This window comes from Sphingorhabdus rigui (assembly GCF_014196595.1).
Lineage (GTDB): Bacteria > Pseudomonadota > Alphaproteobacteria > Sphingomonadales > Sphingomonadaceae > Sphingorhabdus_B > Sphingorhabdus_B rigui.
Map to the genome: position 1 here is coordinate 1061580 of NZ_JACIEA010000001.1, position 26266 is coordinate 1087845.

At 55.2% G+C, this 26266-nt stretch carries 28 protein-coding genes, 1 tRNA gene and 1 other RNA gene; 23 read left to right on the plus strand and 7 right to left on the minus strand.

Annotated features, from left to right (window positions below; all coding sequences use genetic code 11):
* Positions 1-203: 203 nt before the first annotated feature.
* Positions 204-1247: a response regulator gene (locus GGR91_RS04805; RefSeq protein WP_183940567.1), complete on the minus strand. Its 1044-nt coding sequence runs from the start codon at positions 1245-1247 to the stop codon at positions 204-206.
* An 8-nt stretch (positions 1248-1255) separates the two neighbouring features.
* A complete protein-coding gene (locus GGR91_RS04810) occupies positions 1256-3388 on the minus strand; it encodes an EAL domain-containing response regulator (RefSeq protein ID WP_183940569.1) in 2133 nt (710 codons plus the stop codon).
* 274 nt (positions 3389-3662) lie between these two features.
* Between GGR91_RS04810 and thyA the strand changes: the two genes are divergently transcribed.
* The 5 genes from thyA (at position 3663) to GGR91_RS04835 (ending at position 8489) form a co-directional block, all read left to right on the plus strand.
* Positions 3663-4595: a thymidylate synthase gene (thyA, locus tag GGR91_RS04815; protein WP_183940571.1), complete on the plus strand. Its 933-nt coding sequence runs from the start codon at positions 3663-3665 to the stop codon at positions 4593-4595.
* Positions 4596-4704: 109 nt separating this feature from the next.
* Positions 4705-5991 (plus strand): thiamine pyrophosphate-dependent enzyme, encoded by a 1287-nt coding sequence (locus GGR91_RS04820; protein WP_246337051.1) that lies wholly within the window; start codon positions 4705-4707, stop codon positions 5989-5991.
* Positions 5991-7019 carry an alpha-ketoacid dehydrogenase subunit beta gene (locus tag GGR91_RS04825; RefSeq protein WP_246337052.1) on the plus strand — a complete coding sequence of 343 codons (1029 nt, stop codon included), beginning with the start codon at positions 5991-5993 and terminating at the stop codon, positions 7017-7019. Before GGR91_RS04820 ends, GGR91_RS04825 begins: the two co-directional genes overlap by 1 nt.
* Before the next feature lie 4 nt (positions 7020-7023).
* The gene (locus tag GGR91_RS04830; protein WP_183940575.1) at positions 7024-8283 is read left to right on the plus strand and encodes a dihydrolipoamide acetyltransferase family protein; all 1260 of its coding nucleotides are present in this window, start codon (positions 7024-7026) and stop codon (positions 8281-8283) included.
* Positions 8284-8412: 129 nt separating this feature from the next.
* Positions 8413-8489: transfer RNA gene (locus GGR91_RS04835), tRNA-Asp, on the plus strand.
* Between the two features lie 12 nt (positions 8490-8501).
* Here the strand turns inward: GGR91_RS04835 and GGR91_RS04840 are convergent.
* The 5 genes from GGR91_RS04840 to GGR91_RS04855 all read right to left on the minus strand — a co-directional run bounded on the left by GGR91_RS04840 (position 8502) and on the right by GGR91_RS04855 (position 10025).
* Positions 8502-8738, minus strand: coding sequence for a DUF2842 domain-containing protein (locus GGR91_RS04840; protein WP_183940577.1), 237 nt, complete (start codon positions 8736-8738; stop codon positions 8502-8504).
* A complete protein-coding gene (locus tag GGR91_RS04845) occupies positions 8735-9304 on the minus strand; it encodes a 5-formyltetrahydrofolate cyclo-ligase (protein WP_183940579.1) in 570 nt (189 codons plus the stop codon). Before GGR91_RS04845 ends, GGR91_RS04840 begins: the two co-directional genes overlap by 4 nt.
* Positions 9305-9324: 20 nt before the next feature.
* Positions 9325-9495, minus strand: a non-coding RNA gene (ssrS, locus tag GGR91_RS11790) — 6S RNA.
* Between the two features lie 24 nt (positions 9496-9519).
* Entirely contained in the window at positions 9520-9840 is a 321-nt protein-coding gene (locus GGR91_RS04850; RefSeq protein ID WP_183940581.1) for a cell division protein ZapA, read from the minus strand.
* On the minus strand, positions 9840-10025 hold the full coding sequence (locus tag GGR91_RS04855; protein WP_183940583.1) for a hypothetical protein: 186 nt from the start codon (positions 10023-10025) through the stop codon (positions 9840-9842). Before GGR91_RS04855 ends, GGR91_RS04850 begins: the two co-directional genes overlap by 1 nt.
* A 222-nt stretch (positions 10026-10247) precedes the next feature.
* Here GGR91_RS04855 and tkt point away from each other — a divergent pair, with 222 nt between their 5' ends.
* From tkt to nuoI, 18 genes are all read left to right on the plus strand, one after another.
* Positions 10248-12206 (plus strand): transketolase, encoded by a 1959-nt coding sequence (gene tkt, locus GGR91_RS04860; RefSeq protein ID WP_183940585.1) that lies wholly within the window; start codon positions 10248-10250, stop codon positions 12204-12206.
* Positions 12207-12217: 11 nt separating this feature from the next.
* Positions 12218-13225, plus strand: a complete 1008-nt coding sequence (gene gap, locus GGR91_RS04865) for a type I glyceraldehyde-3-phosphate dehydrogenase (protein WP_183940587.1) — start codon at positions 12218-12220, stop codon at positions 13223-13225.
* Between the two features lie 2 nt (positions 13226-13227).
* Entirely contained in the window at positions 13228-14424 is a 1197-nt protein-coding gene (locus GGR91_RS04870; protein WP_183940589.1) for a phosphoglycerate kinase, read from the plus strand.
* A 75-nt stretch (positions 14425-14499) separates the two neighbouring features.
* Complete coding sequence (locus tag GGR91_RS04875; RefSeq protein WP_183940591.1) at positions 14500-15387, plus strand: fructose bisphosphate aldolase; 888 nt, start codon at positions 14500-14502, stop codon at positions 15385-15387.
* 71 nt (positions 15388-15458) lie between these two features.
* Positions 15459-16082 carry a thiamine phosphate synthase gene (gene thiE, locus GGR91_RS04880; protein WP_183940593.1) on the plus strand — a complete coding sequence of 208 codons (624 nt, stop codon included), beginning with the start codon at positions 15459-15461 and terminating at the stop codon, positions 16080-16082.
* Between the two features lie 81 nt (positions 16083-16163).
* Positions 16164-16727 (plus strand): elongation factor P, encoded by a 564-nt coding sequence (gene efp, locus GGR91_RS04885; RefSeq protein ID WP_183940595.1) that lies wholly within the window; start codon positions 16164-16166, stop codon positions 16725-16727.
* Positions 16727-17545, plus strand: a complete 819-nt coding sequence (locus GGR91_RS04890; RefSeq protein WP_183940597.1) for an inositol monophosphatase family protein — start codon at positions 16727-16729, stop codon at positions 17543-17545. The genes efp and GGR91_RS04890 overlap by 1 nt, the downstream gene beginning before the upstream one ends.
* Positions 17546-17646: 101 nt before the next feature.
* Entirely contained in the window at positions 17647-18021 is a 375-nt protein-coding gene (ndhC, locus tag GGR91_RS04895) for an NADH-quinone oxidoreductase subunit A (protein ID WP_183940600.1), read from the plus strand.
* Positions 18012-18548: a NuoB/complex I 20 kDa subunit family protein gene (locus GGR91_RS04900; RefSeq protein ID WP_183940602.1), complete on the plus strand. Its 537-nt coding sequence runs from the start codon at positions 18012-18014 to the stop codon at positions 18546-18548. Before ndhC ends, GGR91_RS04900 begins: the two co-directional genes overlap by 10 nt.
* Positions 18545-19252, plus strand: a complete 708-nt coding sequence (locus GGR91_RS04905) for an NADH-quinone oxidoreductase subunit C (protein WP_407698388.1) — start codon at positions 18545-18547, stop codon at positions 19250-19252. The genes GGR91_RS04900 and GGR91_RS04905 overlap by 4 nt, the downstream gene beginning before the upstream one ends.
* Before the next feature lie 2 nt (positions 19253-19254).
* Entirely contained in the window at positions 19255-20460 is a 1206-nt protein-coding gene (locus tag GGR91_RS04910) for an NADH-quinone oxidoreductase subunit D (RefSeq protein ID WP_371930405.1), read from the plus strand.
* Entirely contained in the window at positions 20460-20639 is a 180-nt protein-coding gene (locus tag GGR91_RS04915; RefSeq protein ID WP_183940609.1) for a hypothetical protein, read from the plus strand. The genes GGR91_RS04910 and GGR91_RS04915 overlap by 1 nt, the downstream gene beginning before the upstream one ends.
* The gene (locus GGR91_RS04920; RefSeq protein WP_183940611.1) at positions 20632-21300 is read left to right on the plus strand and encodes a complex I 24 kDa subunit family protein; all 669 of its coding nucleotides are present in this window, start codon (positions 20632-20634) and stop codon (positions 21298-21300) included. The genes GGR91_RS04915 and GGR91_RS04920 overlap by 8 nt, the downstream gene beginning before the upstream one ends.
* Positions 21300-21437, plus strand: a complete 138-nt coding sequence (locus GGR91_RS04925; protein WP_183940613.1) for a hypothetical protein — start codon at positions 21300-21302, stop codon at positions 21435-21437. The genes GGR91_RS04920 and GGR91_RS04925 overlap by 1 nt, the downstream gene beginning before the upstream one ends.
* Entirely contained in the window at positions 21437-22732 is a 1296-nt protein-coding gene (gene nuoF, locus GGR91_RS04930; RefSeq protein WP_183940615.1) for an NADH-quinone oxidoreductase subunit NuoF, read from the plus strand. Before GGR91_RS04925 ends, nuoF begins: the two co-directional genes overlap by 1 nt.
* 2 nt (positions 22733-22734) lie before the next feature.
* Positions 22735-24735, plus strand: a complete 2001-nt coding sequence (gene nuoG, locus GGR91_RS04935) for an NADH-quinone oxidoreductase subunit NuoG (protein ID WP_183940618.1) — start codon at positions 22735-22737, stop codon at positions 24733-24735.
* Positions 24732-25778 (plus strand): NADH-quinone oxidoreductase subunit NuoH, encoded by a 1047-nt coding sequence (gene nuoH / locus GGR91_RS04940; RefSeq protein ID WP_183940620.1) that lies wholly within the window; start codon positions 24732-24734, stop codon positions 25776-25778. Before nuoG ends, nuoH begins: the two co-directional genes overlap by 4 nt.
* A complete protein-coding gene (nuoI, locus tag GGR91_RS04945; protein ID WP_183940622.1) occupies positions 25775-26263 on the plus strand; it encodes an NADH-quinone oxidoreductase subunit NuoI in 489 nt (162 codons plus the stop codon). Before nuoH ends, nuoI begins: the two co-directional genes overlap by 4 nt.
* The last annotated feature ends 3 nt before the right edge of the window (positions 26264-26266 follow it).

The window sequence follows — 26266 nt, forward strand, 5'->3', positions numbered from 1 at the left end:
TTGGGACATTTTTATGGAAGACGGCGAACGCGCGCCGGATATTTTCGATTATTGCAAACGCAACCTGAAGCCAGGCGGCGGATCGCGCGGTTTATTGGCCCGCCGTGTATCATCTCTGGTCGATATCGATGACGTGCTGAAGATAACGAATATCAAGATTGAACAGCCATGTCGGTGCCCGATGCAGCGTGGCCTTCGGAGCGTTAGCCTACCTGAGCAGTGACGCCATTTGGTGTGAAATACACATCTGAATGAAGGGCATCGACCGCTGTTGCGGCTTCCTGTTCCATTTGCTGAAGATAGATAAATCGATGTTCAAAGAAGTCGGCTTCACTGACTTTTTCAAGCTGTGCACAAAGCCGCGATAGCGAGCGGGCGCCCATATTGTTGCCGGAACTTTTGAACGCATGTGCGCAGAAACGGAATTCGGAAACATCGCGTTCCGCAACCGCTTTACGCAAGGGGCCCAGCGTTTGTTCCACATCCTCGACAAAGCCTTCAATCATCGCATTCACAAAAGCGTGATCGCCAATAGACAGAAGATACTGGATTTGACCTTCGTCGATCGGCGCTTCAGCAAATGGAACATCGCCGCAGATGGATACGACGTTATGCAATGGGTCGCTGGGTAACGCGCGCTGAATTAGCAGCCCATTTGTTTCGCCGCAGCAAGATTGTTCGATAGTGTTGAGAAGCATTTGCGCATCGACTGGCTTAGTGATGCGCATATCCATTCCGGCGTTTCGGCACTTGGTTTCCGTTTCTGAAGTCGCGTCGGCTGTTACGCCGATAATCGGCAGATGGTTTCGTCCGCGTTCACGCTCACGCCATATGGTACAGGTGTCGATGCCGTTAAGCCGCGGCATGTTCACATCGATCAGCAATATATCGATGCCACCCTTTTTCATTTCCTCAAGCGCCTCATCGCCGTCCGTGACTATGACAACTATATGGCCCGCAGTTTCCAAAATGGCGGTTAGTACGTTCCGGTTCGTCCGGTTGTCATCGGCAACCAAAATCCGCCTCGGCGTATAGATTGACGACGGCTGTTGTTCATGGCTGATGCTGGAGAAGAGGGAACTCTCTGCTTTTCTTGCTTTTTCGGCCTGCTCTTTTGCGCGGGAATTTTTGTTGATGAGAGCGTGAAAAGCAAAAAGGTAAGAACCCAGGCCGGAGATGCTGCCTACGACCATCCGTTTGCAAAGGATATCCTGTTCAGGTGTTAAATCACCGCGCAGCTTTTTCAAAAAGGACCTCATTGCGCCGCCAGCGTGAACGGTTCTGCTCCGTCCTTGAACAGATTGTAAAGGTCATGGACCGACAGCGGGCGACCCAAGAGATATCCTTGAACCTCATCGCAACCGGAAGTGCGAAGCAGCGTAAACTGGGCTTCTGTCTCAACGCCCTCTGCGACGACCCGCATATTCAGTGCATGGGCCAAATGGGCGATAGTGGTTATGATTGCGCGGTCGGCAGAAGATGTCTCGATCCGCGAGACAAAGGTTTGGTCAATTTTCAAACGGGTCGCTGGCAAGTCCCGCAAATATTGAAGTGACGAATAGCCCGTGCCAAAATCGTCGATAGAAATCTGAATGCCGCCCGCGCGCAAAGTTGCCAGTTGCTCGTGCACCTTCTGGCTGTTGTCTATTAACAGCTCTTCGGTGATTTCAATTGCCAGCTTGCCGCGGGGAATCGCATATTTCGAGACCAAATTGAGCATCTCGGAGCACATTGCGGAATATTGAAACTGCTTGGGCGACACGTTGACGGCTATATGTGGGAGCTCAATGCCTTCTTCGGCAAACAACGCAATCTGCTTGCATACGGCTTCAATGACCCATGTCCCCATACGGCCAATTAAGCCGGAGTCATTGGCCACATTTATGAAGTCGGAAGGGCACAAACGCCCCCTAACAGGGTGGTTCCAACGTACTAAAGCCTCAAGCCCCACATAATTGCCTGATGTTGTGTCGACTATTGGCTGATATTCCAGGAACAACTGATCGCTGTTCAGTGCGTCGCGAAGGTCGCTTTCGATGCCCGCATTCATTTGTGCGATGTGGTTCATGTGCGGCGAAAAGAAGCAGAAGCAATTTCGGCCTGCGGATTTGGCTTCGTACATGGCAAGGTCAGCCAGACGCAACAGTTCGTCGGGTGAGGTGCCATCTTCGGGAATACGCGCAATGCCGATGCTTGCGCCGATGGTCTGCTCAACACCGCCAATCGAATATGGATCACCGATTTTCGCGAGCAGCTCGGTGCACACGGCTGCGGCGCTGCCATAGTCATCGAGATTCTGAAGAACTATGGCGAATTCGTCGCCACCGATGCGCGCGGCAAAGCCATTGCTGTCCAGCGCCGAGATAAGACGTTCAGCGACTTGGCGCAGCAAAACATCGCCTGTCTGGTGTCCGCGAGTATCATTGATGACTTTAAATCGGTCAAGATCGAGCAGCAGCAGCGCCGCAGCTTGGCCGCTGGCGTTGCTCTGATCAATCGCGGTGCGCATCCATTGCGCAAGTAAGGTACGATTGGGAAGGCCCGTGAGCATATCATGTAACGCCAGATGCGTTCGGTGTTCCTCGGCAAATTTGCGCGCTGTGATATCAAGACCGGTCGTCAGGATACCAATGGTTTGGTTATCTTGGTTGAGGAGGGGGGACTTGTTGCATTGAAAAATGAGCTCAATGCCCTCACTGATAAATTTTTCCTCGAAGTTCGGTATCGAGCTCGCCGTTTCGAAAATGGCGTTATTCCGTTGTGTTTCGCGTTCAACCAGATCCGGTTCCATGATTTCCGAAATGGATCGACCGACCAGTTGGTCCGGTTCACGACCGAAAAGCGCTGCTTGATATGAATTCAAAAACAGAAACTTGCCGTTTCGGTCAGTCGCGTTGATCAAAATCGGCGTCGTGTCGATGATTTGCTCCAGCATCGACTTGCTGCTTTTATCGTCGCCATCTGAACCCGACCGGTTGTTCTCAAGGGATTGTTTGAGTTCCTGCTGTGGATAATGCTGGCCTAAGAGCAGTAATGCGCGATCGCGGAATTCGATGTGGGATACGGGCGACTGCAGAAAGTCCGTGGCCCCCGCGTCCAGAGCAGTGATCCGACATTCTCGGTCTTGCCGCGCCGTAATGATAATCGCTGGGATATGCGCGCCAACGGTGCGCGAGCGGATTTTGGCGATGAATTCCGCACCGTTCATTTCGGGCATGCGATAGTCGATGACAAGCAGGTCGGCCGTCTCGGTCTCAAGCCATTGCAAAGCTTCAATCGCGCTGTGAAAACACTTCGCGGAGAACGCTGGACCCATCATCGCGACATATTGCGCATAGACGCGCAAGTTGGTCGATCTGTCGTCTACAATGACAATACGAGCATGCATGATGCAGTCGTATCGGCAGAACCTCAAGGAATGGTTAAAAACTGGTTCGCATTTTCGGTCCGATTGGGATGAAATATTTGGTCCAGGTCCACGTCCGGCCGTGCTTTTTACCTCATGTGCATATGGTTAGCGAAAGCGATCCCTCGCAGACCCGATTGCGCGGGGCGGGGTGCGGTCCATCCCATTTCCGCTGCGGTTGCCGACCATGCGCTTAACCGAACATGTGCGCATTCCGACAGTTGCCAAAAACATGCGCTGGCCTTAGCAGTGGGGCATGCACATTACGGCACATTATGAAGAGCAATATCTATCGTTAATGCGTAGCATTTGGACCGAGGGTGCTGTTCAGCGCGATCGGACTGGCGTTGGCACCAAAGCGTTGTTCGGCGCCACTATGCGCTTCTCGCTGGCTGACGACGCTATTCCGCTGCTGACCACCAAGCGGGTGTACTGGAAAACGGCGGCGCGCGAGATGCTGTGGTTTTTGACCGGCGACACAAACATCCAGCCATTGGTTCAACAGAATGTCAAAATCTGGACCGACTGGCCGCTGGCGCGATACCGGCGCGAAACGGGCGAAGACATCACGCAGGATGCATTTGAGCAGCGCATTGTCGAAGATGATGGCTTTGCCGCGCAATGGGGTGATTTGGGGCCTGTCTACGGCGCGCAATGGGTCAACTGGCCGCGGTATGAGGCGACCGACAACGGACTATTTCGACGCGCCGAGAAAGGCATCGATCAAGTAAGCCTGCTCGTCGAAAGTTTGAAGAATAACCCGGGTTCGCGCCGCCACATCATCGAAGGCTGGAATGTCGCCGAGCTCGACCAAATGGCGCTTCCGCCGTGCCACAAGACATATCAGTTCCATGTCGCGGACAATATTTTGAGCTGCATCTTGTTTCAGCGTTCTTGCGACCTGGGCCTCGGCTTTGCGTTCAATGCATTTTCCGCTGCTTTGTTGACGCGGATGCTCGCTGCAGTCTGTGGGTATAAGGCGGGCGAGCTGATCTGGCAGGGTGGCGACGTGCATTTGTATTTGAACCATGCACCTTTGGTTGAGGAGCAGTTGAGCCGTACGCCGTCCGGCAACCCCAAGCTGAAGCTTTTGCGTACGCCCGATAGCATTTTTGACTTCCGCATCGACGATTTCGAAGTGTCGGATTATCAGCCGCAATCGCACATTTCTGCGCCCGTTGCGGTCTAATGGCCGATTAGGACAGCGATATTGACCTAAACGACAGTTTGAAATATTATAACAACCGTGGATAATAAACTACCTGAGTCGTTTCGGGTACGTAACTGCGGAGATGGTGATGGTGCACGGTATCAAGGACAATCTCGCGCCGCTTCATCTGCATGTGCCGGAACCCAAGTTCCGTCCCGGCGATAAGGCCGATTTTAGCGACATCATTGTCCCCGAAGTTGATGCTATCTCGCGGCCCGATGAGCACGCCAGCCCCGCTGACATACATGCGCTCGCTTATGGTCTTGTCCGCGTCTTGGGCGATGATAATCACGCCGTTGGCAGTTGGAACCCCGGGCTCGATGCAGATACGCTGCGGGCCATGCTGCGCAAGATGCTGCTCTTGCGCGCCTTTGATGACCGCATGTTCCGGGCACAGCGCCAAGGCAAAACCAGTTTCTATATGAAGTCCTTTGGTGAGGAAGCGACGTCGGTTGCAACCACGATGGCGCTGCATTCAGATGACATGTGTTTTCCAAGCTATCGCCAGCAAGGCATTCTGATTACACGAGATTATCCGCTGGTCGACATGATGAACCAGATCTATTCCAACAGCGGCGACCGTCTAAAGGGGCGCCAGCTGCCCATCATGTATTCCGCCAAGGATTACGGATTTTTTAGTATTTCGGGCAACCTGACAACGCAATATCCGCAGGCGGTGGGTTGGGCCATGGCGTCTGCATCGCGCGCCGATACCCGGATCTCTGCAGTGTGGTGTGGCGACGGGTCGACGGCGGAAGGTGACTTTCACAGCGCGCTGACATTTGCCGCAGTATATAATGCGCCGGTTATCTTTCAGGTCGTGAACAACCAGTGGGCAATTTCGTCATTCTCCGGTTTTGCGGGGAGTGAGCGGACAACGTTCGCCGCACGTGCCATTGGCTATGGCATCGCTGGACTGCGCGTGGACGGCAATGACGCGCTGGCAGTTTTTGCAGCCATGCAATGGGCGGCCAACCGCGCGCGCACCAATGGTGGGCCAACATTGATCGAATATTTCACCTATCGCGGGGAAGGGCATTCGACGTCGGATGACCCCGGCGCGTACCGTGCGGCGGAAGAATATGCCCTGTGGCCGCTTGGCGACCCTGTGACGCGCCTTAAGGATCATTTGGTAGCGATTGGCGCGTGGAGTGACGAACAGCATGAGGCGCTCATTCTGGAACTGTCGGATTTCGTAAAGGCGTCGCAGAAAGAGGCGGAGCAGAACGGGATTTTAGGCCACGGCCTGCATCACCCAATGGAAACCATGTTCGAAGACGTGTTCGAAGAAATGCCATGGCATTTGAAAGAACAATGCGAACAGATGTTGGAAGAACAACGCGACAAATTCGGCCCTGAATGGGAGGCGCGCTGATGTCTGAGCCCGCGACCAAAACGATGAACATGATTGAGGCGATAAATAGCGCACTCGACGTAATGCTGGCGAAAGACCCGGAAGTTGTCATCATGGGCGAAGACGTCGGCTATTTTGGCGGCGTGTTCCGCGCGACAGCGGGGCTTCAGAAAAAGCATGGCAAAACCCGCGTTTTTGACACGCCCATCAGCGAGTGCGGCATCATCGGCGTTGGTGTTGGCATGGCGGCTTATGGCCTGCGTCCCGTGCCCGAGATTCAGTTCGCCGATTATATTTACCCCGGCCTTGACCAGTTGGTCAGTGAGGCTGCGCGCATGCGCTATCGTTCTGCCAATGACTTCATTTGTCCCATGACCGTGCGTTCGCCCTTTGGCGGCGGCATATTCGGCGGGCAAACGCATAGCCAAAGCCCCGAAAGCCTGTTCACGCATGTCTGCGGGATCAAGACAGTTATTCCCGCGACACCTTATGATGCCAAGGGGCTGCTGATTGCCGCGATCGAAGACAATGACCCCGTCGTGTTTTTTGAACCCAAGCGGATCTATAACGGCCCGTTCAGCGGCTATTATGACCGTCCGGTCGAACCATGGTCCAAACATGACGGCAGCGCCGTTCCAGAAGGCTATTATCGCATCGACTTAGGCAAGGCTGCTGTTGTGCGGGAAGGGGAGGCTGTCACGGTCCTGACCTACGGGACGATGGTGCATGTTGTGAAAGCCGTCGTCGCCGAGTATGGCATTGACGCCGAAATCATCGACCTGCGGACATTATTGCCCCTGGACATCGAAACTATTGAGGCATCGGTTAAGAAAACGGGCCGCTGTATGGTTGTGCATGAGGCGACGCGTACCAGCGGCTTTGGCGCTGAATTGGCTGCGCAGGTGCAGGAACGGTGCTTCTATCATCTCGAGGCACCAATAGAGCGCGTCACAGGATTTGACACGCCATATCCACACAGCCTCGAATGGGCATATTTCCCCGGCCCCGTGCGGCTCGCCCGCGCATTTGACAAGATCATGAAGGACTGACTTTATGCCCATATTCACATTCAACTTGCCGGATATTGGTGAAGGCATAGCCGAGGCGGAAATCGTTGCATGGCATGTAAAAGTTGGCGACCGAATTTCTGAAGACCAGCCGCTGGCGGACATGATGACCGACAAAGCGACCGTCGAAATGGAAAGCCCGGTGGCGGGCGTCGTGACCAAGGTTGCTGGCGAGGCGGGCGATGTCGTCGCCATCGGTTCTATGCTTGTAGAGATTGAAACCGCGACTGACGTCAGTCAGGCGGAAAGCGCGGTAAAGGTAGAGGCGGCTGCGACCATTGAGGACGAACTGCCACATGCGCCTGAACCCGTCGCTGCTGAACCAGCGGTCGTGCAGGAAAGGCCTGCAACTGCATCGGCGCAGTCGCCTAGGATAAGCGCCGACCATAAGGTTACAGCGTCGCCCGCGGTACGCCAACGTGCCAAGGAACTCGGCGTCGAATTGACTGACGTCAAGGCGGCAGGCGGGCATGTCCGGCACGCAGATCTCGACGCGTTTTTGGCCTATGGAAGCGGGCAGGGCTATCGCGCATCCCATATCAGCGCGCGCCGTGACGACGAAATTGTCAAAGTCATCGGTATGCGCCGGCGTATTGCGGACAATATGGCCGCGTCAAAGCGCCACATCCCGCATTTCACCTATGTCGAGGAAATTGACGTCACCGCGATTGAAGCGATGCGCGCCGACCTGAACGCCAATCGCGGCACGAGGCCAAAGCTGACGATGCTCCCATTGCTTATCGTGGCAATCTGCAAGACCATCCCGCAATTTCCGATGATCAACGCCCGTTACGACGACGAAAATGGCGTTGTGACGCGCCATGGCGCGGTGCATTTGGGCATGGCAACGCAAACCGATGCGGGATTGATGGTCCCCGTCATCCGCGATGCGCAGGACAAAAATATCTGGCAACTCGCAACCGAGATTGCGCGCCTTGCCGACGCTGCACGGAGCGGTACAGCGAAAAGTGAAGAGTTGTCGGGCTCCACGCTTACGGTGACGTCGCTTGGGCCCTTGGGCGGGATTGTGACCACGCCTGTCATCAATCGACCCGAAGTCGCGATTATCGGGCGCAATAAGATTGTCGAACGCCCAATGTTTGTCGGCGACACAATCGAGGCGCGTAAATTGATGAACCTGTCGATCAGCTGCGACCATCGCGTTGTCGATGGTTGGGATGCGGCCAATTATGTTCAGGCGTTGAAAAAGCTGCTCGAAACGCCGGTTTTGCTATTCGCCGATTAAAATTTGTCGGTCGAGATGTTGGTGGCAAAAAAGCTGGGTTTGGAACTCATTTGCCCGAAAACGACCTTTTATGACAAATGCCGTTGACAGAATCTTGCGTCGCTTATAGTGCGCCCCCACCGCAAGTTAGCGGGTGTAGCTCAGTTGGTTAGAGCGCCGGCCTGTCACGCCGGAGGTCGCGGGTTCGAGCCCCGTCACTCGCGCCACTTCCCTGAAAATCAGGTTGTAGGTGGCGCGCGGAACGATCCTGTTTCCATCCAGATCATCAGCGGGCGCATGGGCGCAATCCAGATCACGCCGGCGATCAAATAAATGACGCTCTGCAATAATATGTGCAGTTGGCCGATGAATTCAGACGCGCTGACGATCAGCACAGCCCAAACCAAAATAATCAGCAATATCGCCAGCATGCCCGCGGGCTTACGCCATGTCGGTTGCTTCAATGGTCCATTCATAATGTTATCCAGGATTTTTCTGTAAGCACGGCATCAAGCGGGACGTCCCAAATATCCGACGCGAGTACAGAGGTGAATTGAACCGACCAGGCAAGGCCGATGGCGATGGAGTGATCCAGCACGCTGAGCGCGCGATCATAATGTCCCGCACCTTGGCCAAGCCGGATGAGCCTGTCATCATAGGCCAGCATGGGAACAAGGACTATATCGGGTTTACACTCAGGGGCCGTCTCAGCAGGCTGTAGAAGGCCGAATGCGCCCGGGACAAGGTCGTCATCGGGTGACCAGCGTAAAAACCGCATGGGTGCGCTTTTGCTGGTTACATGGGGCAGGGCGAGGTCACAGCCCATGGCATGCGCTTGTGCAAGGATCGCCGCGGGATCGACTTCGGAGCCCTTTGCGACATAACCCGCCACGATTTTACCGGGCGTTAGACATTTTGCTAAGGGGCTGGGGATTTTGGAAAAGGCCAGCGCCCGGTCCTGATCTGTCAAACCATTGACGTATGAATCGCGAACTTGCCGAAACGCGGCGCGCTGTGTTGGTTTGTCTAATTCTGAAGTCACAGCATTTCCCGAAATCGGTTGGCGGAACCACCATGGGTCGTTTTCCGGAATATCCTCTGACGCCAGCACGTCAGGTGGGCACCGTGTGATCTGGACCTTAAGGTTGCCCAAATGGCCCAGGCAGGGACAGCTCCCTTAGATAAATAATCGCCTCAGGGATGTTCTCATCAGCTCGTACCGGGCAGTTCCGCCATGTTCAATATAGGCGTCTAAAGTTAATTCTCAAGCCTTAGTGCCAGATTTTCTAGTCTGCTGGCCAAGCCCTCTAAAGCGTCGGCGACTTGTGATGATTTCTCGACTACCGGAGCACTGTCCGCTGCAACCGGCGCTCCACTCGTCATGTCATGCAGGCGGTCGGCCAGCAGCAAGGCCGAAAACAACAGGCTGCGCGTTTCATTCAGCCCGGCCGAGCCGCCGCCAGCTTCCCGCGCCTTTTCATCAACCATCGCACCCAAGGCCAGCAACCGCGTTTCTTCGCCGTCATTGCACGCCACAGAATATTGGCGGCCAGCGATGGAAAGTTTAACCTCAGCCATCAATTTGCTCCTGACAATAGCTGGTCGATGCCGCGAATGGCGTCCAACGTCTCTTTCTTGAGACGTTCATGGCGATCCGCCAGTTCGGCGTCAGGTGCATTCGCTGGCGCTGTTGCCAGCTTTTCCACCCGTGAAAGCGCGCGCTCTATGCGGCCAATCGCAACAATTAATCGTTCATCTGCCATGGCTTACATCCTTTTGATGAGACGGTGTAACAGACTAAAGATGTCATGCAAATGCATCAAAGCGCAATGGGCAGAAGATTCCCCGCAGGAAATGCGCGCCCGTCCCTTGACGCTGCGCGCTTGCGTCCGCAAAGGGTTGGCACCAAACGACTCGGCGGTATCGCATATGTTGTATGCGCCCGCCTCCCGCTCCCGAAGTGGAGTATTTTGTGGGGATAGAACATGACCGTTACTGAACAGCAAATGGCCAATGCAATCCGGGCGCTGGCCATGGATGCTGTACAGGCCGCAAATAGCGGCCATCCCGGCATGCCGATGGGCATGGCCGACGTCGCAACGGTGCTCTATTCGAAGTTCCTGAAATTTGATCCGAAAGCTCCGCATTGGGCCGATCGTGACCGTTTTGTGCTGTCTGCAGGGCATGGGTCCATGTTCGCTTATGCGACCTTGTATCTGACGGGCTATGCAAGCCCGACCATCGAAGACATTAAAAACTTCCGTCAGTTGGGTAGCCCATGTGCTGGCCATCCGGAGAATTTTTTGATTGATGGTGTTGAGTGCACCACAGGTCCGCTGGGGCAGGGGCTTGCCATGGCAGTGGGCATGGCCGTTGCAGAACGACACCTGAATGCACGCTTTGGCGACGATTTGGTTGACCACCGGACATGGGTTGTGGCCGGCGACGGTTGCCTGATGGAAGGCATTAATCATGAAGCCATCGGGCTTGCCGGACATTTAGGTCTCGGCCGTTTGATCGTTTTCTGGGACGATAACCGCATCACCATCGACGGCGCGACTGACCTGTCGACGAGTGAAGACATCGCCGCACGCTATCGTGCAAGCGGATGGCATGTTGAGGCATGCGATGGCCATGATTTCAACGATATAGAGCGCGCAATTCATGCGTCGCTTGCAGATAATCGTCCATCCTTGATTGCCTGCCGGACACTGATCGGCAAGGGTTCGCCAAATAAGGAAGGCACAAAAGCGCCGCACGGTAGCCCATTGGGTGCAGACGAGATCATCGCGACGCGGGCTGCAATCCACTGGCCCTATCCGGCGTTTGAAATTCCTGCAGATATTCTGGACGCGTGGCGCGCAACCGGTCAGGCAGGGGCTGAGGCGCATGCGCATTGGGCAAAGCGGCTTGCTGCTTCAAATCATGCGGAAACCTTCACAAAGACGATGGCGGGAGAGGTTGATTCCGCATGGTTACAGCCGCATCTCGAAAGCCTGATCGCCGCACCGCAGAATATCGCGACGCGTAAGGCATCGGAAATTGCACTGACGGCGGCAACGGCTGCATTGCCAGACCTGCTCGGCGGGTCAGCGGATTTGACGGGTTCAAACTTTACCCGAACTGTATCGACCAATACGTTGGATAAAAACGATTATTCTGGTCGCTATGTCAATTACGGTATTCGTGAATTCGGCATGGCCGCTGCCATGAACGGCATGGCGCTGCATGGGGGCATCATTCCTTATGGCGGCACGTTCCTAATTTTCTCGGATTATTGCCGCGCCGCCATTCGGCTGTCTGCGCTTCAGGAAACCCGCGTCGCTTATGTTATGACGCATGATTCCATCGGCGTTGGTGAAGATGGTCCAACCCACCAGCCAATTGAACAAATCATGTCGCTGCGGCTCATTCCAAACCTCGACGTGTACCGGCCATGTGATACCATCGAAACCGCAGAATGCTGGGCGCTCGCAATTGAAAGCGCGCATACACCTTCGGTTTTGGCGCTATCGCGTCAAAACTTGCCGCAATTGCGCACGGACATTAGCGAAAATATGTCCGCCAAGGGTGGCTACCGCCTCCGTTCAGCAAAGGCGGAACGCAAAGTGGTGCTGATCGGTACCGGTTCTGAAGTCGCTATCGCCGTTTCGGTCGCGGAGCAGCTTGAGGAAATGGGTATTGGCGCCGACGTCGTCTCTATGCCCAGCTGGGAGCGTTTTGACGCTCAGTCGCCTGCCTATAAGGCTGAGGTTCTGCCGTCGGATACGTTGCGCGTTTCTGTCGAAGCGGGCACGACGATGGGCTGGGAACGTTATGTGGGTGACGGTCTTCGGATCGGGATCGATAGTTTTGGTGCATCGGGCCCAATCGATGCACTTTATGACCATTTCGGCCTGACTGCCGATAAGATTACCGCGCAAATTCTCGCTAAACTTGGCTGATTGGAGCACGTATGACTATTAAAGTAGCTATTAACGGATTTGGCCGCATCGGTCGCTTGGTGGCGCGCGCGATTTTGGAGCGTGATGACCATGATCTGGAATTGGTAGCGATTAATGATCTCGCGCCAGCCAAGGCGAACGCATTATTGTTCAAGCGCGATAGCGTGCACGGCCCGTTCCCCGGAACAGTCGAAGCGGATGGCAATGACATCATCGTCAATGGCAAGCGCATTCACGTCACCGCCGAACGCGATCCCGCCAATTTGCCGCATGCCGCAAATGGCGTCGATATCGCTTTGGAGTGCACCGGCTTCTTCACCGACCGTGCAAGCGCAGAAAAGCATCTCGCTGCAGGTGCAAAGCGCGTTTTGATCTCGGCTCCTGGTAAAAATGTCGATAAAACCGTGGTGTTCGGCGTCAATCACGACGTTTTGACCTCCGCCGATGTGATCGTTTCGAACGCGAGCTGCACCACCAACTGCTTGGCACCACTTGCGAAAGTGCTGAACGACGCAATTGGTATTGAACGCGGTTTGATGACCACGATCCACAGCTACACCAACGATCAGAAAATTCTCGACCAAATCCATGATGACATGCGCCGCGCACGTGCTGCCGCGATGTCGATGATTCCGACAACAACTGGCGCGGCTCGGGCGGTTGGCGAAGTTATGCCTGAATTGAAGGGTAAGCTTGATGGATCGGCCATTCGCGTACCGACACCCAATGTTAGCATCGTCGATCTGACCTTCACGCCTGCGCGCGATACCACGAAGGAAGAGGTCAATGCGCTGTTGAAGGCCGCATCTGAAGGCGCTTTGAAGGGCGTTCTGGCCTATTCCGACGAACCGTTGGTATCGATCGACTATAATCACTGCCCAGCCAGCTCGACCATCGACAGCCTTGAAACAGCGGTCATCGATGGCAAGCTTGTCCGTGTCCTTAGCTGGTATGACAATGAATGGGGCTTCTCCAACCGCATGGTTGATACCGCCGGCGTCATTGGAAAGTTGCTTTAATCATGGCATTTCGCACGCTCGACGATCTTGGTGACATAAAAGGAAAGCGCGTATTTGTGCGCGTGGACTTGAACGTGCCGATGGCCGACGGGCGTGTGACCGACGAAACGCGTTTGCGGGCATTGTTGCCGACCGTCAGCGAACTGGCTGATAAGGGTGCCAAGGTTCTATTGCTTGCCCATTTCGGCCGTCCAAAGGGTGCGAAGCATAGCGAAATGTCGGTTTCGATGGTTTTGGATGCGCTGCAAGAGGTGCTTGGCCGCGAAGTCATGTTCGTGCCAGAGATTGCGGGTGACATCGTCGCGCAATCCATTGGCATATTGGCGGATGGCGACATCGCCTTGCTTGAAAATACCCGGTTTTGGCCAGGTGAGGAGCAAAACGACCCCGAACTTGCACGCGCCGTGGCTGCAAATGGCGACTATTACGTGAATGACGCGTTTTCGGCGGCACATCGCGCGCATATGTCGACCGAGGGCCTCGCACATATTTTGCCAGCCTATGCCGGTCGTTCCATGGAAGCGGAGCTGAAGGCGTTGGAAGCAGCGCTGGGTTCGCCGGAGCACCCCGTCGCTGCCGTCGTTGGCGGTGCCAAGGTCTCGAGCAAGCTCGACGTGCTGAACAATCTGGTGAAGCAGGTCGATCATCTGATCATCGGCGGCGGCATGGCGAACACCTTTCTCGCTGCCCGTGGCATCAATGTTGGCAAGTCGCTGTGCGAACATGATCTTGCCGACACGGCGAACGCCATTTTGGATGCGGCGGACGCCGCAGGCTGCACCGTGCATTTGCCGTATGACGTCGTGACGTCAGTCGAATTCCGCGCAAATCCGCCCGTACGCACGGTGAATGTCCATGAAGTGGCGGCGGATGAAATGATCCTGGATGTTGGCCCCGCGGCGGTTGAGGCGCTGGCTGATGTCCTGAAAACCTGCCGGACCTTGGTCTGGAACGGACCGCTCGGCGCATTTGAGATGGAGCCATTTGACGCGGCAACGGTCTCACTGGCACGCACGGCGGCGGCGCTGACGCGTGAAGGCTCGCTTGTCTCGGTTGCGGGTGGTGGCGATACGGTTGCGGCGCTCGCCCATGCTGGCGTGACGGGGGATTTCACCTTTGTTTCGACCGCTGGCGGCGCCTTTTTGGAATGGATGGAAGGCAAACCGCTTCCGGGCGTTGATGCTTTGAATATAAATTAGACATGCGGGGCCTTGCCCCGTTTTTTTCGGATGCTAATGCATACGTATGCAGCGTGAAGGTACAGGGAAGAGCGGATGAACGACCAAGAGATGTTCGAAAAAGTAGCGACGGCAACGGGCTTTATTGCCGCGCTTGACCAAAGTGGCGGTTCTACGCCGAAGGCCCTGCGCGGCTATGGCATCGAAGAAGATGCGTATTCGACCGAAGAAGAAATGTTCGGCCTCATCCATGACATGCGTTCGCGTATCATCACATCGCCAAGCTTTTCTGGCGAAAAGGTCTTGGGTGCCATCTTGTTTGAGCGCACAATGGACGGCGATGCGGACGGCAAGCCAGTGCCAGATGCACTGCGCGATCGCGGCGTTGTGCCCTTTTTGAAGGTCGACAAGGGTCTTGAGGACGAAGCAGACGGCGTTCAAATGATGAAGCCAATGCCAGATTTGGATGCGCTACTCACGCGTGCCAAAGCAAAGGGCGTTTTTGGAACGAAAAAGCGTTCGGTCATTAACAAGGCGTCGCCATCGGGTATCGCCGCAATCGTGCAACAACAATTTGAAGTGGCGGAGCAAATCCTCGCCCACGGCATGATGCCGATCATTGAGCCTGAAATTAACATCAAAAGCGCCGACCGTGCGCAAAGCGATGTCATCCTGCGCGACGAAATACTGAAAGCGCTGGATACCGTTTCGGGCGACAATAAGGTGATGTTGAAACTGTCGATCCCTGCTGAGGCGGGCACTTTTGATGCGCTGGTAAGCCACCCACGGGTGCTGCGCGTCGTTGCATTGTCCGGCGGATTTGCACGTCCTGAGGCGTGCGCAGAGCTTGCCAAAAACAAAGGCATGATCGCCAGCTTCTCCCGCGCATTGTTGCAAGATTTGCGGCACCAAATGACACCGGCAGAATTTGATGCCGCATTGGGTGGTGCAATTGACGAAATTCACGCCGCGTCGGCGACATAAGTTTGGAGAGGGGCCGGCGGCAAATGCGCAAGATGTTTGCCGCCGGCCTTAAGCCTCGCTAAGAGCGCGGCATGAAAGAATTTCCCTGCCAGTTATATCTGATCTCGCCCACCGATGTTGGCGGAGATTTCCCGCAAATCCTTGAATCCGCGCTATCTGCCGGGCCGGTTGCTGCTTTTCAGTTTCGCGTCAAGGATGTGGACCAACATGAAGCTGCGGCCTTAGCCGAACCATTGCAAGCCATATGCGCCGCGCATGATGTGGCGTTCATCGTCAATGACAGCGTCGCGCTGGCCAAGCGGCTGAAGGCCGATGGCGTGCATTTGGGGCAGGGCGATGGCGACGTTCGTGAAGCCCGCGAGACGCTTGGTCCTGACGCGCAGATTGGCGTTACCTGCCACAACAGCCGGCATCTTGCGATGGAAGCGGCAGAGGCTGGCGCGGATTATGTCGCGTTTGGGGCATTTTTCCCGACGACCACCAAAAAGGTTGATCATGTTGCGGAACTGGACACGGTTCAGAAATGGGCGTTGGTGACCGAAGTGCCATGCGTTGCGATCGGTGGCATCACCCCCGAAAACGCAAAGCCTTTGGTGGATGCTGGCGCGGACTTCCTTGCCGTTAGCGGCGGTGTTTGGAACCATCCAAACGGCCCTGCCGAAGCGATAAAGGCATTTAACGCTTTGCTTGCCTAATTGCGCTGTCGTCGTTAAAGGCCGCGTCCAACGGCACGTATTTGCGTGTCTGCTCTTTCCATCTGTTAAGCGAGTGCTCTCATGAAAATCAACGCGGTTGAAATCAAGCCGGGTAATATTCTGGAATATGAAAACGGTCTGTGGCGCGTGGTGAAAACCGCGCATACCCAGCCGGGCAAGGGCGGCGCTTATATGCAGGTTGAACTGAAAAACCTGCGCGATGGTCGTAAGAACAATATCCGTTTCCGTTCGGCCGAAAGCGTCGAAAAGGTCCGTCTTGACCAGAAAGACTTCCAGTTTTTGTATGCCGAGGGCGACAATCTGGTGTTCATGGACAAAGAAACCTATGATCAGGTAACGCTGCCAACGGACCTGTTGGGTGATGCTGCGGCATTCCTTCAGGACGGCATGGACGTTGTTATGGAAATGTATGACGACGAAGCATTGTCGGTTGCATTGCCAGACCAGATCGAAGCGACAATTGTCGAGGCCGACGCGGTTGTTAAAGGACAGACAGCGTCGTCAAGCTACAAGCCCGCGATCTTGGATAACGGCGTGCGCGTTATGGTGCCGCCATTTATCAGTGCGGGTACACGCATTGTCGTCGACGTTTACGAACGGGAATATGTCCGGAAGGCCGACTAATGCCAGCGCTTACCGGTCTGTTGACCATAATGGAAAAAGCTGCCCGTAAAGCGGGTGGCAAATTGCGCCGGGACTTTGGCGAAATCGAACATTTGCAGGTTTCGCAAAAGGGACCGGCAGACTTCGTGTCGAAGGCTGATGAGCGCGCAGAAGATACGATCTTCTGTGAACTGGAAATCGCGCGTCCCGACTGGGGCTTCCTGATGGAAGAAGGCGGCGAAATCGCAGGGGCGGAGGGCAAACCGCGCTTCATCGTCGACCCGCTTGATGGCACCAGCAACTTTCTGCACGGCATTCCGCATTTTGCGATTTCGATCGCGGTGCAGGATCCAAAGCCCGATGGTTCGGGCTGGGGCGATATATTCGCTGGCTTGGTCTATAATCCGATCACCGACGAAAGCTTTTGGGCAGAGCGCGGCAAGGGTGCCTGGCTTGGCAACCGCCGCCTTCGTGTGTCGGCCCGTCGCCAGCTGAATGAAGCGCTGATCGCCACGGGCACGCCGTATAAGGGCCATGGCGACTTTGATGAATGGGGCAAGATTTTTGCGGCCATCGGTCCATCGGTCGCCGGAATTCGGCGCTTTGGCGCGGCTAGCCTCGATCTCGCATGGCTTGCGGCAGGACGCTATGACGGCTTTTGGGAAAGCGGTTTGTCGCCTTGGGACACGGCTGCCGGATGCCTGCTGGTGCGTGAAGCGGGCGGCTTTGTGACCGACTATCGCGGACGTAGCCCGCATATCGCGGACGCGCAGGTTTTGGCGGCAAATGACATCTTGCATAGTAAGCTGCACAAGCTGCTTGTCGGGGCGATAAAATAAAGCACTAAATTGGCTGAAAAAATGCCGAGTCTTGGCCTTGCGGGGCGAGATTCTTATGCCTAAAAGCGCCGCAACTTACGGGGTCCGGAAGCGAGTCTGATATGACTGATTTGTCGCAATATTTGCCCATTCTGCTTTTTCTGGTGGTCGCGCTCGCGCTGTCGTCAGCCTTTGTGTTTTTGCCGATGGGCGTATCGCGCCTGACGGGCACATATAAACCGACTGAGGCAAAGCTCGCTGAATATGAATGTGGCTTCCCCGCATTTGAAGATTCGCGCAGCCAGTTTGATGTCCGTTTCTACCTCGTCGCGATTCTGTTCATTATTTTCGACCTTGAAGCCGCATTTTTGTTTCCTTGGGCCGTTAGCTTGGGCGAAACAGGCTGGATTGGTTGGGGCACAATGATGCTGTTCCTGTTCGAACTGGTCATCGGCTTCATTTACGCATGGAAAGTGGGAGCACTCGAATGGGAGTAATCACACCTGCACTGACGGACGCGCAAGCGCCCGATGCAGCGTTCTTCAAGGATATTGAGAGCGAAGTGAACGACAAGGGATTTGTCGTTTCGTCGACCGAAGACCTGTTCAATTGGGCGCGCACCGGTTCTTTGTGGCCCATGACTTTTGGCCTGGCCTGCTGTGCGGTCGAGATGATCCACGGCTATATGCCGCGTTATGACTTTGAACGGTTCGGTATCGCACCGCGCGCGTCACCGCGGCAATCGGACGTGATGATTGTGGCCGGTACCTTGTGCAACAAAATGGCTCCGGCCTTGCGCAAGGTGTACGACCAGATGTCGGAACCGAAATATGTCATTTCCATGGGCAGCTGTGCCAATGGTGGTGGCTATTATCATTATAGCTATAGCGTTGTGCGTGGGTGCGATCGTGTTGTCCCTGTGGACATTTATGTACCAGGATGCCCGCCAACAGCGGAGGCATTGTTGTACGGCATTATGCAGCTTCAGCGCAAAATCAGACGGGTAGGGACAATCGAACGGTGAGCCATTCCGCGCCCCTTATTCACACGCCCGACGGCACGATTGCAGCCATCACCAAAGCGCTTGGTGCCAATTTGGTATCCATTGAGGAAGCCAATGGCGAAGTCGCCGTGCATATTCACCGGGATTCGCTCGTTGAATGCATGATCAAGCTGCGCGACGAATGCGCGTATCAGCAGCTGATGGAGATGGCCGGCGTTGACTGGCCTGATCGTGATCCACGGTTTGAAGTTGTCTATTGCTTGCTCAGCCTGACCAAGAACCACCGTATTCGCGTGCATTTGGCCACCAATGAAGATCATCCCGTTCCTTCGGTCACCGGCATTTGGCCTGTTGCTGGATGGTTGGAGCGCGAAGTGTTTGACATGTATGGCGTGCTGTTTTCGGGCAATTCCGATCTGCGCCGCATTTTGACCGATTACGGTTTTTCGGGCCATCCGCAGCGTAAGGACTTCCCGCTGTCCGGCTATGTTGAGCTGCGTTATTCCGAAGAAGAAAAACGCGTGAAATATGAGCCGGTCCAACTGGCGCAAGATTTCCGCAACTTCGACTTCCTATCCCCATGGGAAGGTGCAAATTATGTTCTGCCCGGTGACGAAAAAACCGGCGAAGCCCCAGCTGCGCCAGCGGGCGTAGACAAAAGTGCGAACAAGGAAGCGGTTAAGCGGACAGCGCGCAAGCCAAAGGCGACGGGAGACAAAGCATGAGCATGCAGCAGGATCTCGCCCCGACAACTGGCGATGAAGTCATCCAGAATTATACGATTAACTTTGGTCCGCAGCACCCTGCCGCGCACGGCGTTCTGCGTCTGGTCATGGAACTCGATGGTGAAATCGTCGAGCGCCTAGACCCGCATATCGGCCTGTTGCACCGCGGTACGGAAAAGCTGATTGAGTATAAAACCTATCTGCAGGCTTTGCCCTATTTTGATCGGTTGGATTATGCGTCGCCTATGGCGATGGAGCACAGCTATGTTCTGGCTGTCGAAAAACTGCTCGACCTCGAAGTGCCCATCCGCGCACAATATTTGCGCGTATTGTTTGCCGAATTGACGCGTATCAAAAACCATACGCTAAACATTGCGCACCACATTATCGATGTTGGTGCGATGACGCCGCCTTTGTGGCTTTACGAAATCCGTGAAGACTGCATGGCGTTTTATGAACGCGCGAGCGGCGCGCGTATGCATGCGGCGTGGTTCCGCCCCGGTGGTGTGCATCAGGATGTGCCATTAAAGCTTTTGACCGATATCGCCGAATGGCTTGATGACCGTATGCCGCGTCTGTTTGAAGACGCGATGTCATTGGTGGTCGACAACCGTATTTTTAAACAGCGTAACGTGGATATCGCGATCGTCTCGAAAGAAGACGCGATCAAATGGGGCTTTTCGGGTCCAATGATCCGTGGCGCGGGCATTCCATGGGATATCCGCAAGAGCCAGCCATATGACGTATATGCCAAAATGGATTTTGACATTCCTGTCGGCACGCGTGGCGATTGCTATGACCGGTTCATGGTCCGCGTTGAAGAAGTGCGTCAGTCCGTCCGCATTATGAAGCAATGTCTTCAGCAGATGCCTGAAGGCCCTGTCTGCAGCGACGACCGCAAGGTTTCGCCGCCCAAGCGCGCGGAAATGAAGCAGTCGATGGAAGCGTTGATCCATCACTTCAAACTCTACACCGAAGGCTTCAAGGTTCCTGCCGGCAGCGTCTATGTCGCGACCGAGAGCCCCAAGGGCGAATTCGGCGTGTATTTGGTCTCCGACGGCACCAACAAGCCGTATCGTTGCAAAATCCGCCCGACGGCATTCTCGCATTTGCAGGCAATGGATTTCATGAGCCGTGGGCATATGCTTGCGGATACCACGGCGATCTTGGGTGCACTCGACATCGTGTTTGGGGAGTGTGACCGGTAATGACGCGGGAAGTGCTTTTTCTAGCGAGCGCTGCATTGGGTTCCATCGCGATGGTCGCGGCGTATCTGTGGCTGTTCCATGGCGAAGTTTCGATCAAGGAAGTTGGTTCGACCGCTGCTGCCATGATGTTTGGCGCATATTTGGGACGTATTTGGGGACGGAACGAAGCACATGGCTGATGCAGCACACACTCCAAACGAAGCGGATGCACGCGCACAATTTGGCGCCTTTGCGTTTTCGGCTGAAAACAAGAAGACCGCCGACATGTACATCGGACGCTACCCTGCCGGACGTCAGCAATCTGCGGTGATGGCGCTGCTTGATCTGGCGCAACGTCAGGTGGGCGAAGAAACACAGACGCAAGGCTGGCTGCCGGTTCCCGTGATCGAATATGTCGCAAGCTATCTCGGCATGCCATATATGCGCGCATATGAAGTCGCGACCTTCTACACCATGTACAATCTCGCGCCCGTCGGCCGTTTCCATGTGCAAGTATGCGGCACCACGCCGTGCATGTTGCGTGGCTCGGACGATATCATGGCGGCATGCAAGAACCGGGGCCTCGTTAAAGGCGCAACAACGCCCGACGGCATGTTCACGCTGAACGAAGTTGAATGCATGGGCAATTGCGCCTCTGCACCGATGGTTCAGATCAACGACGATAATTACGAAGACCTCGATTACGACAGCATGACCGCCATTTTGCAGGACTTGTCGGATGGCAAGCAGCCAAAGGTCGGCACACAGTTGCCCGGACGCCACACGGTTGAACCTTATGGCGGTGCTACGACATTGCAGGCGATGGTTGATAAGAACCATGATTATCGGGGGGAATATTGATGGAATTTCTCCCACTAATCGGCGTTCTTGTGGCTGCGTTCGTGGCGTGGAAACTGCTCAAGGGCATGTTTAAACTTGCCGTCATTGCGCTATTGATTGCCGGCGGCGCATGGTTTCTTCTTGGAGGTTTGGGCTGATGCTCGCTGACAAAGACCGCATTTTTACCAACCTTTACGGCTATCAAGATTTCGGCTTGAAAGCTGCGCAGGCGCGTGGCGATTGGGACAAAACTGCCAATTTGATGAAGGCCGGACAAGACGCCATTATCGAAGAAGTGAAGGCATCCGGGCTTCGTGGCCGGGGTGGCGCTGGCTTCCCGACCGGTATGAAGTGGAGCTTTATGCCCAAGGCACCGACGCCCGAACGTCCAAACTTCCTTGTCATCAATGCCGACGAGTCTGAACCCGGTTCGTGCAAAGATCGCGAAATCATCCGCCATGATCCACACAAGCTGATCGAAGGCGCGTTGATCGCCGGTTTTGCGATGCGCGCGCGTGCGGCCTACATCTACATTCGCGGCGAATATATTTTCGAAGCCAAGGTCCTCGAAAAGGCTGTTGCCGAGGCATATGCAGCCGGTCTGTTGGGCAAAAATGCCGCCAAGTCGGGCTATGACTTTGACGTGTTCGTCCATCGCGGCGCAGGCGCCTATATCTGCGGCGAAGAAACCGCGATGATCGAAAGCCTTGAAGGCAAAAAGGGGCAACCCCGCCTGAAACCGCCATTTCCTGCAGGCGCGGGCCTTTATGGCTGCCCAACGACGGTGAACAATGTTGAGAGCATTGCTGTCGTCCCAACCATCCTGCGTCGCGGCGCGGCATGGTTCAAAAGCTTTGGCCGCGAGAATAACCATGGCACGAAGCTGTTCCAGATTTCGGGCCATGTCGAAAAGCCATGCGTCGTCGAAGAAGAAATGGGCATTCCATTCCGCGAGCTGATCGAAAAGCATTGCGGTGGTATTCGCGGTGGTTGGGATAATCTGCTCGCCGTCATTCCGGGGGGCTCGTCGGTACCATTGGTGCCTGCCGCCATGATGATGGACGTGCCCATGGATTTTGACGGCTGTAAAGCCGTCGGTTCCGGCCTTGGTACCGCAGCGGTCATCGTTATGGACAAGTCGACAGACATCGTGCGCGCAATTTCGCGGCTTTCTTATTTCTATAAGCATGAAAGCTGCGGCCAATGTACGCCATGCCGCGAAGGCACTGGCTGGATGTGGCGCGTCATGGAAAAAATGCGCACGGGCAACGCCGAGATTGGCGACATTGATACCCTGTACGATGTCACGAAGCAGGTCGAAGGCCACACAATTTGTGCGCTTGGCGATGCCGCTGCGTGGCCAATTCAAGGCCTCATTAAGCATTTCCGTCCAGAGATGGAACGCCGCATTCACGAAGCCAAGGGCGACGATATGTTGGAGGCAGCAGAATAATAATGCCTAAAGTCACCGTAGACGGTTTAGAACTCGAAGTTCCTGCAGGCGCAACTGTGCTTCAGGCGTGTGAGATGGCGGGGAAGGAAATTCCGCGCTTTTGCTATCATGAACGGCTGTCCATTGCGGGCAACTGCCGCATGTGCTTGGTCGAGGTTGCCCCTGGGCCACCAAAGCCTCAGGCAAGCTGTGCGCTGCCCGTCACCGAAGGGCAGATCATCAAAACCGACAGCCCGATGGTCAAAAAGGCACGCGAAGGTGTGATGGAGTTTCTGCTCATCAATCACCCGTTGGATTGCCCGATTTGCGACCAAGGTGGTGAATGCGATTTGCAGGACCAGAGCGTGGCCTATGGGCGCGGTGCATCGCGCTTCGAAGAAAACAAGCGTGCGGTTACCGAAAAATATATGGGCCCAATCGTCAAAACGGCGATGACACGTTGCATTCAATGCACACGTTGCGTTCGGTTCACGGAAGAAGTCGCGGGCATTGAAGAAGTCGGCGCGATTGGCCGCGGCGAGAATATGCAGATCACGACCTATCTGGAGCACGCCATGCAGAGCGAGCTTTCGGGCAATGTCGTGGACCTGTGCCCGGTCGGTGCGCTGACGTCGAAGCCTTATGCTTTCGAGGCACGCCCATGGGAATTGAAAAAGACGCCAAGCATCGACGTAATGGACGCGGTCGGCACCAACATCCGCCTCGATAGCCGGGGCAGGGCCGTATTGCGCGCGCTTCCGCGCATCAATGATGATGTGAACGAAGAATGGGCGTCGGATAAGACACGCCATGCCGTAGATGGCCTCACGCATCGCCGTTTGGACAAGCCGTATATCCGCAAGGATGGCAAGCTTGTTGCAGCGAGCTGGGCCGAGGCATTTGACGCAATCAAGGCCAATTGGTCCGGCGATGCTGCGGTAATCGCAGGCGATCAGGTCGATTGCGAAACAATGTTTGCCGCGCGTGCGCTTGCAGGCGCGTCGATGCTTGAGGGCCGTCAAACGGGGCTTGCATATGATACGTCGAGCCTAAGCGCGGTAAACTTCAACACCACCATCGCGGGCATCGAAAATGCGGACGTGATCTTGTTGGTTGGCAGCGACCTGCGCCGCGAAGCACCTTTGGTGAACACGCGTATTCAAAAAGCCATTCGCAAGCGCAGTGCGAAGGTGTTTGCCATCGGGCCAGTAACGGATTTGACCTATAAGGTTGAATGGCTCGGCGACGACTTGAGCGCACTGGCGAAAGCGCCAAAGGCCCTTGCCGATGCATTGAAGGCCGCAGAGCGCCCAGCGATCATCGTCGGCGGCGGCGCGCTACGTTATGAGGGCGTCCATGGCGCGGCATTGGCGTTTGCGTCGAAATATAAACTCGTCCGTGATGGCTGGAATGGCTTTAACGTGCTGCACTTTGCGGCAGCGCGTATGGGCGGACTGATGCTTGGATTTGCGCATGATGGCGGTATCAAGGCGTTGGCGGCCAAGTCGCCCAAGCTGGCGTTCTTCCTCGCGGCGGATGAAGCCGATTACAGCCTGTTTGCGGGCAGCTTCAAAGTTTATGTCGGCCATCATGGCGACAATGGCGCGCATCATGCCGACGTCATTTTGCCAGGTGCAGCGTATAGCGAAAAATCGGGCACGTACGTCAACCTCGAAGGCCGCGTGCAGCGCGGGGAACGCGCCGTGTTCCCACCCGGTGATGCGCGTGAAGATTGGGCGATATTCCGTGCCTTGTCTGATGTACTTGGTCAGCGCCTACCGTTTGACAGCCTTGAGGCATTGCGTGCCGAAATGGCAAAAGCTGTCCCAGCATTGGGCGTCGAAGGCCTTGCCGATTATGGCTGGTCTGAACCGACATTGCCGTCAGCCGTAAATGGCAAGATCGCCGATTATCCGATTAAGGATTTCTACCTGACCAATGCAATTTGCCGCGCGTCGGAAACGATGCAGCGGTGCTCGGCGGAACTGGTGCACGGCACGCAATATCTGGAGGCAGCGGAATGACATCTTTCTTCCAAAGCCTTGGGATGAGCTACGAAGCCGCATGGTTCACCGCAACCATTGCGGGCATATTGCTCATTGCATTGCCGCTGATGCTGGCCGTCGCGCTCATCATTTATGCCGAACGCAAATTATGGGCAGCTTTTGCACTTCGCCGTGGTCCCAACGTGGTTGGTCCCTTCGGCGTCCTTCAGTCGTTCGCGGACGGACTTAAGGTGTTTCTGCAGGAAACAATCATCCCAAGCGCGTCGAACCGCGGACTGTTTTTGATTGCGCCGATTATTACCTTCACCGTGGCATTGATGGCGTGGGCGGTTATTCCGTTTGCTGACGGCGTTGTGCTGTCCAATATCAACGTGGGCTTGCTCTACATTCTCGCGATTAGCAGCCTTGGCGTATATGGCGTGGTCATTGCCGGTTGGGCTTCCAACTCTAAATACCCGTTTTATTCCGCGATGCGTGCGGCGGCGCAGATGATTTCGTACGAAGTCTCGATTGGCTTCATTCTGATCTGCATTGTGCTTTGGGCCGGTACATTCAATGTGGGCGGCATTGTCGAGGGCCAGCGGAGCCATATATTCGGCTTCATCAACGCTTATGCGTTCAACCCGTTGCTGTTCCCGATTGCGATCATGTTCCTCATCAGTTCCATGGCAGAAACCGCACGCGCGCCTTTCGATTTGACCGAGGCCGAGAGTGAACTGGTCGCCGGTTATCAGACCGAATATTCGTCGATGGCGTTCGCTTTGTTCTGGCTGGGCGAATATGCCAACGTGCTGTTGATGTGCGCGCTTAATGCCATCCTTTTCTGGGGTGGATATTTGCCGCCAGTGGATTGGGCGCCATTATATGCCGTTCCCGGCATCATCTGGTTCTTCGCCAAAATCCTTTTGATGTTCTTTGTCTTCGCTTGGGTGAAGGCGACTGTACCGCGTTACCGTTATGACCAATTGATGCGTCTGGGTTGGAAAGTATTCCTGCCAATCTCGCTATTCTGGGTCTTTTTGGTGAGCGGCTATCTTATGTTCACAGGACATTTCGCATGACCACCATCGCGCATCTCATCAAAACCTTCACCCTTTGGGAATTCGTCAAGGCGCACTGGTTGACCTTGCAATATTTCTTCAAGCCAAAGGCGACGATCAACTATCCGTTCGAAAAGAACCCGTTGAGCCCGCGTTTTCGCGGTGAGCATGCTTTGCGGCGCTACCCCAATGGGGAAGAACGGTGCATTGCGTGCAAGCTGTGCGAAGCGGTGTGCCCTGCATTGGCTATCACCATCGAGTCAGAACCGCGCGAAGACGGCAGCCGCCGCACCACGCGCTATGACATCGACATGACGAAGTGCATCTATTGCGGTTTCTGCCAAGAAGCTTGCCCAGTGGATGCAATTGTCGAGGGACCAAACCTCGAATTTGCAACCGAAACACGCGAGGAATTGTTTTATGACAAGGCCAAGCTTCTCGACAACGGCGCGAAATGGGAACGGGCAATTGCCGCGAACCTTGCCGCCGATGCACCCTATCGTTAAGGG

Excerpts from the sequence above, each read along its gene's own strand:
- GGR91_RS04810 (WP_183940569.1), bottom strand. The coding sequence starts at position 3,388 with ATGCATGCTCGTATTGTCATTGTAGACGACAGATCGACCAACTTGCGC.
- thyA (WP_183940571.1), top strand. The coding sequence starts at position 3,663 with ATGCACATTACGGCACATTATGAAGAGCAATATCTATCGTTAATGCGT.
- GGR91_RS04820 (WP_246337051.1), top strand. The coding sequence starts at position 4,705 with ATGGTGCACGGTATCAAGGACAATCTCGCGCCGCTTCATCTGCATGTG.
- GGR91_RS04825 (WP_246337052.1), top strand. The coding sequence starts at position 5,991 with ATGTCTGAGCCCGCGACCAAAACGATGAACATGATTGAGGCGATAAAT.
- GGR91_RS04830 (WP_183940575.1), top strand. The coding sequence starts at position 7,024 with ATGCCCATATTCACATTCAACTTGCCGGATATTGGTGAAGGCATAGCC.
- GGR91_RS04840 (WP_183940577.1), bottom strand. The coding sequence starts at position 8,738 with ATGAATGGACCATTGAAGCAACCGACATGGCGTAAGCCCGCGGGCATG.
- GGR91_RS04850 (WP_183940581.1), bottom strand. The coding sequence starts at position 9,840 with ATGGCTGAGGTTAAACTTTCCATCGCTGGCCGCCAATATTCTGTGGCG.
- GGR91_RS04855 (WP_183940583.1), bottom strand. The coding sequence starts at position 10,025 with ATGGCAGATGAACGATTAATTGTTGCGATTGGCCGCATAGAGCGCGCG.
- tkt (WP_183940585.1), top strand. The coding sequence starts at position 10,248 with ATGACCGTTACTGAACAGCAAATGGCCAATGCAATCCGGGCGCTGGCC.
- gap (WP_183940587.1), top strand. The coding sequence starts at position 12,218 with ATGACTATTAAAGTAGCTATTAACGGATTTGGCCGCATCGGTCGCTTG.
- GGR91_RS04870 (WP_183940589.1), top strand. The coding sequence starts at position 13,228 with ATGGCATTTCGCACGCTCGACGATCTTGGTGACATAAAAGGAAAGCGC.
- GGR91_RS04875 (WP_183940591.1), top strand. The coding sequence starts at position 14,500 with ATGAACGACCAAGAGATGTTCGAAAAAGTAGCGACGGCAACGGGCTTT.
- thiE (WP_183940593.1), top strand. The coding sequence starts at position 15,459 with ATGAAAGAATTTCCCTGCCAGTTATATCTGATCTCGCCCACCGATGTT.
- efp (WP_183940595.1), top strand. The coding sequence starts at position 16,164 with ATGAAAATCAACGCGGTTGAAATCAAGCCGGGTAATATTCTGGAATAT.
- GGR91_RS04890 (WP_183940597.1), top strand. The coding sequence starts at position 16,727 with ATGCCAGCGCTTACCGGTCTGTTGACCATAATGGAAAAAGCTGCCCGT.
- ndhC (WP_183940600.1), top strand. The coding sequence starts at position 17,647 with ATGACTGATTTGTCGCAATATTTGCCCATTCTGCTTTTTCTGGTGGTC.
- GGR91_RS04900 (WP_183940602.1), top strand. The coding sequence starts at position 18,012 with ATGGGAGTAATCACACCTGCACTGACGGACGCGCAAGCGCCCGATGCA.
- GGR91_RS04910 (WP_371930405.1), top strand. The coding sequence starts at position 19,255 with ATGCAGCAGGATCTCGCCCCGACAACTGGCGATGAAGTCATCCAGAAT.
- GGR91_RS04915 (WP_183940609.1), top strand. The coding sequence starts at position 20,460 with ATGACGCGGGAAGTGCTTTTTCTAGCGAGCGCTGCATTGGGTTCCATC.
- GGR91_RS04920 (WP_183940611.1), top strand. The coding sequence starts at position 20,632 with ATGGCTGATGCAGCACACACTCCAAACGAAGCGGATGCACGCGCACAA.
- GGR91_RS04925 (WP_183940613.1), top strand. The coding sequence starts at position 21,300 with ATGGAATTTCTCCCACTAATCGGCGTTCTTGTGGCTGCGTTCGTGGCG.
- nuoF (WP_183940615.1), top strand. The coding sequence starts at position 21,437 with ATGCTCGCTGACAAAGACCGCATTTTTACCAACCTTTACGGCTATCAA.
- nuoG (WP_183940618.1), top strand. The coding sequence starts at position 22,735 with ATGCCTAAAGTCACCGTAGACGGTTTAGAACTCGAAGTTCCTGCAGGC.
- nuoH (WP_183940620.1), top strand. The coding sequence starts at position 24,732 with ATGACATCTTTCTTCCAAAGCCTTGGGATGAGCTACGAAGCCGCATGG.
- nuoI (WP_183940622.1), top strand. The coding sequence starts at position 25,775 with ATGACCACCATCGCGCATCTCATCAAAACCTTCACCCTTTGGGAATTC.